General features: G+C 34.1%; 9 protein-coding genes and 1 other annotated feature. Of the genes, 7 read left to right on the top strand and 2 right to left on the bottom strand.

Annotated features, from left to right (window positions below):
- The first annotated feature begins 182 nt into the window (after window positions 1-182).
- Window positions 183-1,367 carry a stage VI sporulation protein D gene (spoVID, locus tag AC3WJF_RS04125; protein ID WP_492449849.1) on the top strand — a complete coding sequence of 395 codons (1,185 nt, stop codon included), beginning with the start codon at window positions 183-185 and terminating at the stop codon, window positions 1,365-1,367.
- Between the two features lie 223 nt (window positions 1,368-1,590).
- Window positions 1,591-2,628, top strand: a complete 1,038-nt coding sequence (gene ysxE / locus AC3WJF_RS04130; protein ID WP_492449850.1) for a spore coat protein YsxE — start codon at window positions 1,591-1,593, stop codon at window positions 2,626-2,628.
- Window positions 2,629-2,769: 141 nt separating this feature from the next.
- On the opposite strand, the gene AC3WJF_RS04135 is transcribed toward ysxE, so the two are convergent.
- Window positions 2,770-2,961, bottom strand: a complete 192-nt coding sequence (locus AC3WJF_RS04135) for a YszA family small membrane protein (protein ID WP_492449852.1) — start codon at window positions 2,959-2,961, stop codon at window positions 2,770-2,772.
- Window positions 2,962-3,132: 171 nt separating this feature from the next.
- Window positions 3,133-3,375 (top strand) — a binding site (T-box leader).
- Between the two features lie 55 nt (window positions 3,376-3,430).
- Between AC3WJF_RS04135 and AC3WJF_RS04140 the strand changes: the two genes are divergently transcribed.
- From AC3WJF_RS04140 to AC3WJF_RS04160, 5 genes are all read left to right on the top strand, one after another.
- Window positions 3,431-6,076 (top strand): valine--tRNA ligase, encoded by a 2,646-nt coding sequence (locus AC3WJF_RS04140; protein ID WP_492449853.1) that lies wholly within the window; start codon window positions 3,431-3,433, stop codon window positions 6,074-6,076.
- A 176-nt stretch (window positions 6,077-6,252) separates the two neighbouring features.
- Window positions 6,253-7,533, top strand: a complete 1,281-nt coding sequence (locus tag AC3WJF_RS04145; protein WP_492449854.1) for a bifunctional folylpolyglutamate synthase/dihydrofolate synthase — start codon at window positions 6,253-6,255, stop codon at window positions 7,531-7,533.
- Window positions 7,534-7,656: 123 nt separating this feature from the next.
- A complete protein-coding gene (locus AC3WJF_RS04150; protein WP_492449855.1) occupies window positions 7,657-9,357 on the top strand; it encodes a sensor domain-containing diguanylate cyclase in 1,701 nt (566 codons plus the stop codon).
- Between the two features lie 112 nt (window positions 9,358-9,469).
- Window positions 9,470-10,273, top strand: coding sequence for a hypothetical protein (locus tag AC3WJF_RS04155; protein ID WP_492449856.1), 804 nt, complete (start codon window positions 9,470-9,472; stop codon window positions 10,271-10,273).
- 2 nt (window positions 10,274-10,275) lie between these two features.
- Window positions 10,276-11,508, top strand: coding sequence for a VanW family protein (locus tag AC3WJF_RS04160; RefSeq protein WP_492449857.1), 1,233 nt, complete (start codon window positions 10,276-10,278; stop codon window positions 11,506-11,508).
- A gap of 88 nt (window positions 11,509-11,596) precedes the next feature.
- On the opposite strand, the gene AC3WJF_RS04165 is transcribed toward AC3WJF_RS04160, so the two are convergent.
- Window positions 11,597-12,889 carry a hypothetical protein gene (locus tag AC3WJF_RS04165; RefSeq protein ID WP_492449858.1) on the bottom strand — a complete coding sequence of 431 codons (1,293 nt, stop codon included), beginning with the start codon at window positions 12,887-12,889 and terminating at the stop codon, window positions 11,597-11,599.
- Window position 12,890: the final 1 nt, after the last annotated feature.

Genomic DNA, 12,890 nt, shown 5'->3' on the forward strand with positions numbered 1-12,890 from the left:
CTTCGGTGCATCTCTTCTTAAAAATTCTTAACGTGAATGTTAAGCTTATGCGATTTTCTTATTAAAAAGCAACAAAGTTTAAGAAAAGAGCCTTAGTAGGATTCATATTTTGTTTGTTTTAATCATAGAGTGTTAATGACATAATGACTTGAGTTTATAGGAATTGAAGGGAGGAAGCCGCTTTGTCCGAAAATCAATCGTCTTTACGATTTTCATTAGAGGAATCTGTTTGGTTTAAAAGGGGACAGGAAGTAGAAGAGCTCTTATCCATTTCTTTGGATCCTCATATTACTATCCAAGAACAGGAACAATATATCGTAATCCAAGGAAAATTATATTTAAGTGGTGAGTATAGAAACGATGAGGAAGAAGCGGGAGAAGATGATGTCTCTTGGCAAAAAAAATATGTACAATCGATAGAATATCGCGCAGAAGAAGGGATTTATGAATTTAAGCACCAATTCCCTGTTGATATAACCATCCCGAAAGATAAGGTTGAAGATGTATCGTGTTTGGACGTATCTGTAGACTCCTTTGACTACGATATAGTGAAAAACCTTTGTTTGCAGTTAAATGCAGATTTAACAATCTCAGGGCTTAGAGATGAGGAAGAAAATAGCTATGCAGGCGAAGAGATGCAGGCAATTTCAGCCTTCCGGAATCATGAACACATGCAAGATAAAGAAGTAGAATATGAATCTGTTAATTCAGGAAGGTCAGAGAAACCATCTCAAGAAGAGGAGGAATTAATTCCAATTTTCAATCTCTCCAGAAATGATTCGACTGATGATGATGAATTCGCAGAAGAAGAAGAGGAATTATTTCAGCCATTCAATGTTGAAGTAAGAAAAATTCCTAGTGAGCAACCTGCCAAAGCATTTGATGTAAGCCAGTTTACTTCACCAAATCAGAATCTGTATAATGCTTATCAGCATACAAATGCAGAATTAGATGAATCATTACACCGGAAAAAGAAAAAAGCAATCGAAGTAGAAGAAGAATCTTCATCATTCACGGAAATCCAATTGGCTACGGGGAATGAATCATCTAATGGGGATTATGCAGCGTATTCAAATGATGAATCAGATATGCAGGAAGAAGTGGAAGTTACAGAAGAAATAAAAAAGAAAAAGAAAAAAACCAAATATGAATCCATATCACTCACAGACTTTTTTGCTCGGAAACAAGATGAAAAGGCAGCTAAGCTAAGAATGTGCATTGTCCAATCCGGGGAAACATTGGATCATTTAGCGGAAAAATATGAAATAAGTGTTCAGCAAATATTAAGAATGAACCATCTAGAAACACATCAGAGTGTATCTGAAGGTCAAGTAATATATATTCCTTCATATGCAGGGAAAAAATAAAAGCAGTTTTTGTATGGATTGTTAAAAACCAAATACCGATTTTACATTGTTGCTTTTCGTAAATTGTTTTAAATTCTAATGTCAACTTTTCTTAAAAAAGTAATAAGATTTTCTTTTTACAAAACAACCAAGTTTAAGAAAAGAGCTTTAATAAAAAATCTAAAAAGAAGGTGAGTATAGTTCATTCTTACCCACCTTCTAACCTTTTATAGCAGGTGGTGAAATGAAAGATTCATCATACGAAGAAATAAGTGCAATATTAAAACAATATGGGGTAAGGGTAAAATATGTGGAAACACACGGAAGAACGTGGAAGGTTTATACGGATAATGGTGTATATGCATTAAAGAAAATCTTTCCGCAAAACGGTGTTGATTTTGTCCGTAATGTTCAGCTTTTATATCAAAGGGGTTATAATCGCATTGTCCCGATATATCCTACCATGGATGGAAGATATGCAATTCTTCAGGAACATTATTTATACTATTTAATGCCATGGCTTTCCAACGAAGAAAAAGAAGATCGTAATGAAAAGCATCAAAAAATGTTCAGAGAACTTGCTAGACTGCACACTTTATCATTGAAAAATATACAAGTTGAAGAGGAAGAACGAAAGCGACATTATGAAAATACTATAGAGGAGTGGGAGAGGGAAGAAGAATTTTTAACCGATTTTTTGGAAACGAGTGAAAAGAAATGGTATATGTCACCTTTCGAATTATTATTTTGTATGTTTTACAATGACATGAGGCGAGCACTTGAATTTTCCAAAAAAAAGTTAGAGGATTGGTATGAGAATTCCAAAGAAGTAACTACTGGCAGAACGGTTATTACACATGGAAAGATTTCAACAGAACATTTTCTATATGATGATAGAGGTTACGGCTACTTTACCAATTTTGAAGACTCAAAAATCGCCTCACCGATACAGGATCTTTTACCCTTCTTAGCTAGAACCTTACAAACATATCCGAAGCGATTTGATGAATGTATAGATTGGCTTTACACTTATTTTGGGCATTTTCCGTTTCGGGAAGAAGAAAAACTGTTATTTTTAAGCTACTTAGCCCATCCAGGTCCGATTTTCAGAACGGTCCAAACCTATCGTTTGCAAAGATCGAAAAAAGCAGAAATCAAATTTGTGAAGGAATTGCAAAGTCACTATTGGCTACTCAAAAACACCGAATATATTGTTATTAGAATCAATGAAATGGAAAATCAGGCTAAACAAGCAGAAACTGAACCCAAACCTCAGGATTAAAAGTTGTCTACGTCTAGCTACAGCGCCTATCGGCTAGTGGATTTCTCCGTCTCCTCCCTTCGATAAGTCAACATCAGGTGAATTGGGAGTACAAATTTCACTTATCCATACGCCGATGTTCAAGGCGCTTTCGCATTTGTTTTAAAACCATTCAAAATAAAATGCAAGGGCGATTAATATAAAAATGGCTAGAAGCAATACATCAAAGGTAGTAGGCATGAGTATGGTGCGAATGCCTTGAAATATTGCAAACGGGATAATTAACTGTTTGCACACTCCTTTCAAGGTTTTCATCCAGGACTGCAAAGTGTATTGGTTGAACTTTTTTTTCATCTTCTCACCTTCCTCATCTTTATACCATTTAATGTATGAAGGAAAGTGAAAATGGTGAATATGCCTAAGTTTTCGGCAAAAATAATAAGGAAAATGAATATTTTTTTAAAAAACTGGAGAAAATAATTGACTATTAGCATTAATATTCGATAATATATAGAAAAAATAATATGAAAAGCATTGATTGGGAAGAGTACGATGGTAGTCGTCTTAAAGAGAGGGAAATTACTTGCTGAAATATTTCCTAAGTTTTGACACATCAGAAGGTCGCCCATGAGCAGCTTTAGTGAAAATTATAGTAGCTAAAAGCCGGTGAAGAGCCGTTATGAGTTTTAAGTGCCAGACGTTTTTATTTTTTATATAAATGTCTGTGAAAAAAGGTGGTACCGCGAATCCGCTCCCTTCGTCCTTTTGACGTAGGGAGCTTTTTGTATTTCAAAAGGTACTCTAAGGAAAGGATGGAAGAAAAATGGAAGAAAATGAATTGAAAATGTCGACTAAGTACGATCCAAAAGCTATTGAAGAAGGTCGGTACGAATGGTGGATTAATGGCAAGTTTTTCGAAGCGAAGGATGATTCTAAGAAGGAACCTTATACGATTGTTATTCCACCGCCAAATGTAACGGGTAAATTACACCTTGGTCATGCATGGGATACAACATTACAGGATATTTTAACAAGAATGAAAAGAATGCAAGGCTACGACGTTTTATGGCTTCCTGGAATGGATCATGCAGGTATTGCTACACAAGCAAAGGTAGAAGGAAAACTACGTGAAGAAGGAAAAAGCCGCTATGATCTCGGCCGTGAAAAGTTCCTTGAGGAAGTATGGAAATGGAAGGAAGAGTATGCTGAGTTTATTCGCAAGCAATGGGCAAAGCTAGGGCTTGGATTAGACTATTCCCGTGAGCGTTTTACACTCGATGAAGGCTTGTCTGACGCAGTAAAAAAAGTATTTGTTACTTTGTATAAAAAGGGTCTTATTTATCGTGGGGAGTATATCATTAACTGGGATCCGGCAACAAAAACTGCCCTATCAGATATTGAGGTTATTTATAAGGATATCCAAGGTGCCTTTTATCACATGAGCTATCCACTTGCGGATGGTACTGGATCTATCGAAATTGCTACGACTAGACCGGAAACAATGTTAGGTGATACTGCAGTTGCTGTTCATCCTGAAGATGACCGCTATAAGCACTTAATTGGCAAAACAGTTATCCTTCCGATTACAGGGCGTGAAATTCCAATTGTTGGAGATGATTATGTAGACATGGAGTTTGGTTCAGGTGCCGTAAAAATTACACCAGCACATGATCCTAATGACTTTGAAATTGGTAATCGTCATAATCTTGAAAGAATCTTAGTAATGAATGAAGACGGCAAAATGAATGCAAGAGCTGGGAAATATCAAGGGCTAGATCGTTTTGAATGCCGTAAACAAATTGTGAAAGATTTACAAGAGCAAGGTGTCTTATTCAAAATCGAAGAGCATATGCATTCCGTTGGTCACTCTGAACGAAGTGATGCGATTGTAGAACCATATTTATCTACTCAATGGTTTGTAAAAATGGGACCATTGGCAAAAGAATCGATTCATTTACAGCAAAAAGAGGAAAAAGTACATTTTGTACCAGAACGGTTTGAAAATAATTATTTACGTTGGATGGAAAATATCCATGATTGGTGTATTTCTAGGCAATTATGGTGGGGACACAGAATACCAGCTTGGTATCATAAGCAAACAGGTGAAGTTTATGTAGATGTAGAACCGCCACAAGACATTGAAAATTGGGTTCAGGATAATGATGTTCTTGATACTTGGTTTAGTTCAGCGTTATGGCCATTTTCAACAATGGGCTGGCCGAATGAAGAATCTATAGACTATCAACGATATTTTCCAAATGACACTCTAGTGACTGGCTATGATATCCTTACATTCTGGGTTTCAAGAATGATTTTCCAAGCGCTTGAATTCACAGGAAAAAGACCATTTAAAGATGTTTTAATCCATGGACTTGTAAGAGATGACCAAGGTAGGAAGATGAGTAAATCGCTTGGAAATGGTGTAGACCCAATGGATGTTATTAATCAATATGGGGCAGATGCATTACGTTATTTCCTTTCTACAGGTAGCTCTCCAGGTCAAGATTTACGCTTTAGTATCGAAAAGGTTGAGTCTGTATGGAATTTCGCTAATAAGATTTGGAACGCTTCACGTTTTGCCTTAATGAATATGAATGGCATGACATATGAGGAAATTGATTTAACTGGTGAAAAGTCTGTTGCAGATAAATGGATTCTTACTCGTTTAAATGAAACAATAGAGACTGTTACAAAGCTTGCAGATAAATATGAGTTTGGTGAAATTGGAAGAGCACTTTACAATTTCATCTGGGATGATTTCTGTGATTGGTATATTGAAATGGCGAAGTTACCATTATATGGAGAGGACGAAGCTGCGAAAAAGACAACTAGATCAATTTTAGCTTATGTTCTTGACAATACAATGAGATTGCTGCATCCTTTCATGCCATTCATTACCGAGGAAATATGGCAAAACCTTCCTCATAGTGGGGAATCCATTACTACCGCAGAATGGCCGAAAGTAAATCAAGATTATCATGATGAACAAGCGGCAAATGATATGAAACTACTTGTTGAAATCATTCGTTCTGTTCGTAATATTCGCTCAGAGGTAAATACGCCATTAAGCAAAAAAGTTAAGATATTTATCAAGGCTAAGGATGAAAATATTCTGCAAACCTTAAATAACAATGCTGCATATATTGAGCGATTCTGTAATCCTGAGGAATTAGTAACAGGTATTGATATTTCTGCTCCAGATAAGGCAATGACAGCCGTTGTAACAGGTGCGGAAATTTTCCTTCCACTTGAAGGCTTGATTAATATTGAGGAAGAGCTTGCAAGACTTCAAAAAGAATTAGAAAAATGGAATCAAGAAGTTGACAGAGTTCAGAAAAAATTAAGCAATGAAAGATTTATAAGTAAAGCACCTCAAAAAGTTGTAGAGGAAGAACGAGAAAAAGAAAAAGATTATCTAGAAAAACAAGCAGCTGTAGGTGCCAGAATTTCAGAATTAAGAGGGGAATAACAAATCCGCAAGCCGATATTCGCTATTGAAATTGAAGTGCAAATTTCACCTGGAGCGAGACGTAGAGCTATTGCAAAAAGATAAACAGAGGAATAAATGTATATAATTCTTGTAAAGTTGAAGGCGAATCACTTAAGGGATTCGTCTTCCCTCTATTTAAGAAAGGTGTTGAAATAATGAATACATACGAAGAAGCACTAGAATGGATTTTGTCCCGTTTACAATTTGGTATTAAACCAGGACTAGATCGCATGAAATGGATGATGGAGAAGCTTGGATCTCCTGAAAAGGATTTACAATCCATTCATGTAGGGGGAACAAATGGGAAAGGATCCACAGTTACATATATTCGATCGATCTTAAATGAAGCTGGTTACAACGTGGGTACCTTTACATCACCATCAATTGAATCTTTTAATGAAAGAATCAGTATTAACGGCACTCCAATTCCTGATACGGATATGTTGGAGTTAGTCCGAATTATCAAACCCTTTGCGGATGAATTAGACAATACAAATCTCGGGTCATTGACAGAATTTGAAGTAATTACAACAATGGCCATTTATTATTTTGCTAGGATCAATCCTATGGACTATTGCGTTTTTGAAGTTGGCCTTGGGGGAAGACTTGATAGTACAAATATATTGGAACCGATCCTTACCGTCATCACGAATATTGGTTTAGATCATGTTAATATTCTAGGCGACACCGTTGAGAAAATTGCATATGAAAAAGCCGGGATAATAAAAAGAAAAATTCCGATAATAACAGGAGTAGAACAACAGAGCGCATTATCAGTCATAGCTGAAAAGGCGGAAATGATGGATGCCAATATGAAAGTCTTCGGAAGTGATTTTCATTTGTCAGATTACTGTCCTGTAGAATCTGGCGAAAGATTCACATTTTGTGTAGAAAACATTTCCATTAAAAACCTAGAAATCACGATGCTAGGAAAGCATCAAACTCAAAATGCTGCATTAGCTATTATGGCATGTCTTCTTTTAAATATTAAAGAAGAGTATATTAAGGAAGGCTTATTAAAGGCATATTGGCCGGGAAGGATGGAGGTCGTTCAAGAAAATCCATTAATACTTTTGGATGGTGCCCATAATCCCGAAGGTGTCGAAGTATTAGTACAAGCTCTAAACTCAAGATACAAAAATAAAAAGAAGAAGATTTTGTTTGCTGCATTACATGACAAAGAGTTAACAAAAATGTTTCAGGAATTCCGAAAAATAAATTCTGAATTTTATTTCACACAATTTAACTCACCACGCATAGAATCGGCGCAAAGGCTAGCAGAATTAAGTTTAATAGAAAATGCTAACGTATATAGCGAATGGAAACCCATACTTAGCGATTTAATAAAAAGTTTACAGGAAAATGAAATGCTTATTATTTGCGGTTCACTTTACTTTTTGGCTGAGATTAAGCCGTTTTTGAAGGATATTTTATAATAATCTGCTCTTCTATTGTAAAAAATTGCAAAACCTATAATTAATAGTGACATTCTTGTCTCTATTTGGTAAAATATTTTAGAACATTATGACTAATTAACTAGGTAAAAGGGGGTGCGGAAGATGAAAATATCTAGAAAAATGGCGATTAACCTATTACTTTGGTTTTTAATAGTACCAATCGGTGTTTTCTTTACCTTTCATTTTTTTCCTCCTAATCCTCTGAGTTTTCTTGTCGTTGTAGGTTTTTGCATCCTGACAGGAGTAGTTTCGTATTTTCCAATTAATATTGCCAACAATCCAATATACATATTTCAATGGGTAACAATGGCAGGATTTTTATGCTATGGATTGTTTTTTGAATTAATTTTAACGCAATTTTCCATCATCGTTGTTTTAATATCACTGAAGGTTAAAAAAGCGGAAGCACATCGGTATCCTTTCAATTCGTTAATGTTTTTTGGGATTTCCCTTTTAAGTGGTTTGCTTTATTATGCAATTGGTGGGAAAACAGGATTTACATCCCTTCAGGAAACGATATTGCCGATTATTATTTATGCAATAGCGAATGTCCTTATTAATCAATTTTTCTTATATGTATCAGCTCCATTCTTTGGGAGAAAACACAGACTTTTTGCGCTTGATTTATTATGGGAATTATTAATTATATGCATCGTAGTACCATTGAGTATTATTTTATACTATTTAAATGTCCGAATTGGCTTTGTTAGTTTTCTTTTATTATTATTTCCTTTTATGGGGTTCGGTTATGTTTTACGGTTATATAATTCTTCTGAAAAAATTAATGATTATTTGCAAAAGGCAGCAGAGATTGGCCACCAGTTAAATGAAACATTGGAGGTAAATAAGGTATTTGATCTTTTTATTCAAAAGGTTTCCCAAACATTAACTGTAGATTATGCCTATATCTTAGATGTAAAAGGCGATGAAATGGTTCTTTTACGTGGTGTCGAGAATGGCCATCAAAAGCCAAACATCATTCCGCCTATAAAAAAATATGAAGGCATTAGTGGACAAGTTTGGGCAATGGAAAAACCAGTTTTTTATAATAATAGAGGAGAATGGGAAAATTTCGCTTCCGGTTATATGCCAGCAAATGCAGAAAGTATAATATGTGTCCCCATTTTTAGAAATAAGAAAGTAGAGGCAGTTCTCTTCTTGGCATCGACTAAAAGAGACCAGTATGAAAAATATCAGCTGCCTATATTGGATATTCTTTGTTCTTATTTTGTTGTTGCCATTTCAAATGCAAGACATTATGAACAAACAAAGATGAATAGCGAGCACTGTCCATTAACAAGGCTTTATAATTATCGATATTTTGATAATTTATTAACAAATGAATTTACTCTACTAAATAAAGGACTTCGTAAAGAATTGTCACTTATCATGCTAGATATCGATTCGTTTAAAATGATCAATGACACATATGGACATCAAAGTGGGAATGATATTCTTGTGCTGATGGCAAAGCGTATAAAAAATTTGATTGGAAATCGAGGAATTGTCGCACGTTATGGGGGAGAAGAGTTTGTCATCCTTCTAAAGGATACAAATAAGCATGCTGCATTGCGTCTAGCTGAACTTGTTCGTTTAACAATTGCCAACCGCTCTTTTCTTATTGATAATTCATTGGATGAAGAGGTTGCTCAAGTCAGTATTAATATTACAGTAAGTATCGGTGTCGCTACAGCACCTTATGATGCGGACGAAGCATTGGCTTTAATCAGACATGCTGATCGTGCATTGTATATTGGAGCGAAAAGGGCAGGAAAGAACCGAGTTGCAGAGTATGTGAAATAATACCATCTCATTTTTTGAGATGGTTTTTTTATTTTTATATTTCATAGTTTAAGATACCTTGTATAATAGAATTAATTGTTAATACATATAAAGTTTTACTATGAGGTGAAGAATGGGAAACTGGATGTCGAGTTTAGTATCTATAATCATTTTTTCATTAGCATTTTTCTTTATTCCTATGAAAATAAAAGTCCGCAATAAATTAATATTGATTACTACAACTATTCTTTGTTATGCATTAGGGAAAATCGCTTGGTTGTTATTTACATGGTGGGTAGCTATATTCATTATTGTGCTTTTCCTATTTAGTGTAACAATATTAATCGGTGGAAAAATTAATTGGCTAGAACAGGGCGGTAAAGTAGATATGGATTCCCCTGATAAAGATTTACCAAATCCAATGTATTCTTACGGGCAATTGCTAGAAAGGTCTGCTAATGCGGTTAACCTTGATATTACGGATAATATATCCATCAAGCCATCTTTTAATAAAGTACAAGATGTTGGACAAGCTTCTGTTAGGGAAGTTGCAGTGACAATGGAAGACTTGTCAAATGTAGATGAACAGGAAATTCTTAGCGAATCCATATTAACAGACGGGGGAATTTATGACAATCTCATAACTAGTACACAAGAGTTGCCTGCTTCCGAAGATATCATTTCTAAGTATTCCTCGCTCGTAAACACCGTGGATACGAACGAGGATGATATACAACAAATATTTAAGAGTCGCCAAATTTTATTAGATGAGAGTGAGAATCTTGATAATTCGAACTTAGTGATTAAACAAGATCTTAATACTCATGAACCATCCGATTATTTGGAACATAATTCTGTAGAAATCATCAAAGATTCTAGTAATGATGATTTGCAGCTTTTATATGAAAGAATTAGGGAGGACAAGGAAAGGGGTTAAGTATGGAAAAGAAAAATATCTTGATATTTACTAGTATCATTCTATGTTGTACAGTTTTTCTATTTATTTTGTCGCAAGTGACTGTATTAGCTTTCGCACCTTTCCGCAATAATGATACCAATTACTTAGCTCATACAAGCATTGGGCCGGTAAATATCTCAAATTTAGATAAAAGCAAATCAGAAGAAACGCTAAACACTCGAATAATAGAATGGAAGTCAAAAAATAAGGCGCAACTATCTTTCTTAAATAAGAAGATAGATTTACCTAATAATGTATTTGAATTTAACTTTTCTGATACCTTTCAATCAATCCAAAATGGAAAAGAAAATCAAATATTCGTAGAAATTAATAATAATGAGTTAGCGAATATATTTCGTAAGCTTGGTATGACATCTATAATGGATAAAGTCAATATGTCAAAATTAAAATCAGAACTAGACCAATATGCAAGCAATCTTTCTGAAAAAGATTTAAGTCTAAACATGGAGCAATATCTCATTGGATTTGATGAATATAAGCAGACTACCATTTCTTCCGATGAAATACCTATTAACAATCAAGATTTTATTCATTATTGGTTAAAGGAACATCAAACAGTAACAATAAAGCCTAATAGTCTTTTCTCTTTTCAAAAAATAGTGAATGATAAGGATATAAATGAAGATGCTAATTTCAATGCTAGACTTTCTTCTGCAATATATATGGCTATCTTACAAACAAACCTACAAGTAGTGGAACGGAATATTAGTCAAATAAAGCCTAATAACATTCAGCTAGGCTTCGAAGCAAATGTCCAAAAGGATTTAGACTTAAAAATATATAATCCTAATAGCTATGAGATAAAGATTGTTAGTAAAAAAGTAAATTCTAATAAAATTCAAGTAAAGATTATTGGACCAAAGAATCCTTTACAGTATGCTGTTGTAACAGAGAATGAAAATTCTTATCCGGAGCGTACAATAACTGAATATGTTCCATCGCAAAATATGGAGAGAAAAGTAAAGGGAAAAAAAGGATATTCCATTGATGTTTATAAAGAAATTTATTGGAAGCAAACTTTGTTAGAGCGAGAACTTGTTTCGAACGATTTTTATTTACCTAAGGATGATATTGAGTATAAATCTGTTACTAATAATGAAAATTCAGTTGAAACAGACAATACGCCATCAAACGAGACTAGAGTAAAAACAGAAATAAATCTAAATAATGATAAAACAGAAAATGGCAAGTAAATAAGACAGAAAATACCTTCATATAATATTTATTATGAAGGTATTTTCGAATAAAACACACTTAAATTCAAAGAAAAGTATCTTTATATTATTGATATGTGACATCCGAATCTCCAAATCCAATATTAATGTCACCGATACTATCATTTATAATGGGTTGGTTTAATACATAAACATAACCAGGAGGCTTATTTTCACAACTAGTAACATTTTTGATTTTTCCAGCATCTATTTGAATATCCGCACTTCCATGAACGCATACTGTCCCGGATACTGTAAGCCAATTGTCCGAGTAGAGATTTCCGTAAACCTCCAATTTTGAGTCCTCTGAAATATTTATAGTGCTTAAACGTGCACTTCCTTCAACCGTTATTAAAGAAGATTTCATTATAATATTATTTGTATCAAGTAAATTTTTCTTAACGAGTAAAATTGCTTTATTCATATTCATTGAAGTAAAAGTGGCATTTCCATCAATACTTATATAAGACTGCTCCTTCATCGGGACATCTCCTTGAAAATAACCGTCTCCACCAATTGATAATTTTGATGATTCAGCCAGTGATATTGAGCCATTAAAAAGTGCATTCCCTTTAATAGTAACATTACTTTTTTTTGCAAAATCCGTTTGTTGATTGAATTGAGCATTTCTACCAATTTCTACATTTGCATCTGAAGCAATAGGAGTATATCCTGTAAGCAGTGCATTTCCTGAAATGTAATGCTTACAATGATTATCAAAGCCTTGATTGTTTCCGTTATTTATTATCCTGGAATTATCCGGATATTGACAAGTACCATTAATATTATTGACATTTGGTTCAGTATCCTTAAAAGGTGCTTGAGAATTTGGTTTTGTTAGATCAAGACGAGAAGAATCTCTAATGCTATCAAATTGAACTTTATTTTCAAAAATTCCTCCCTGATTGTTTCCACCAGTACTGCCATTACTGAGAATCTTTATCTCTATATTTTTGATAATTGTTTTTGTTTTTTTTTCTTGGAGTCCTTCACTCTTAAAATTTATTGGAATGATTGTAACATTATCCTTATTCTGTTTAATGATTGGTGCTGTAAGTTGTACTGTATACGAGAGATTGTTAGTAATGTTAGCCTTTTTTAATGTTAAATTATCATTTAGCTTTTTTACAAACTCATCTATTGTTTTATAATCTTTGCCATTAATGATTTGATCAATCTTTTTTTGGAAAAAGGTAATCCCCATTTCAGCTGCATCTGTTGTTTGCATATCCGTTTGAGAATTCGTTGTTTGTTTACTAGTAAAGGTAGATAATCCAAATAATATGGTCATAAAGACTATAGATATCGTGATAATGAGAAGAACTACAATGAGAGCATGTCCATCATTTTTTTTGAGCAAA

The organism is Heyndrickxia sp. FW510-T9 (genome assembly GCF_058781025.1).

Bases quoted from the DNA above. Each gene is read 5' to 3' on its own strand.
- AC3WJF_RS04135 (WP_492449852.1), bottom strand. From the start codon at position 2,961: ATGAAAAAAAAGTTCAACCAATACACTTTGCAGTCCTGGATGAAAACC.
- AC3WJF_RS04155 (WP_492449856.1), top strand. From the start codon at position 9,470: ATGGGAAACTGGATGTCGAGTTTAGTATCTATAATCATTTTTTCATTA.
- AC3WJF_RS04160 (WP_492449857.1), top strand. From the start codon at position 10,276: ATGGAAAAGAAAAATATCTTGATATTTACTAGTATCATTCTATGTTGT.
- AC3WJF_RS04145 (WP_492449854.1), top strand. From the start codon at position 6,253: ATGAATACATACGAAGAAGCACTAGAATGGATTTTGTCCCGTTTACAA.
- AC3WJF_RS04150 (WP_492449855.1), top strand. From the start codon at position 7,657: ATGAAAATATCTAGAAAAATGGCGATTAACCTATTACTTTGGTTTTTA.
- AC3WJF_RS04140 (WP_492449853.1), top strand. From the start codon at position 3,431: ATGGAAGAAAATGAATTGAAAATGTCGACTAAGTACGATCCAAAAGCT.
- ysxE (WP_492449850.1), top strand. From the start codon at position 1,591: ATGAAAGATTCATCATACGAAGAAATAAGTGCAATATTAAAACAATAT.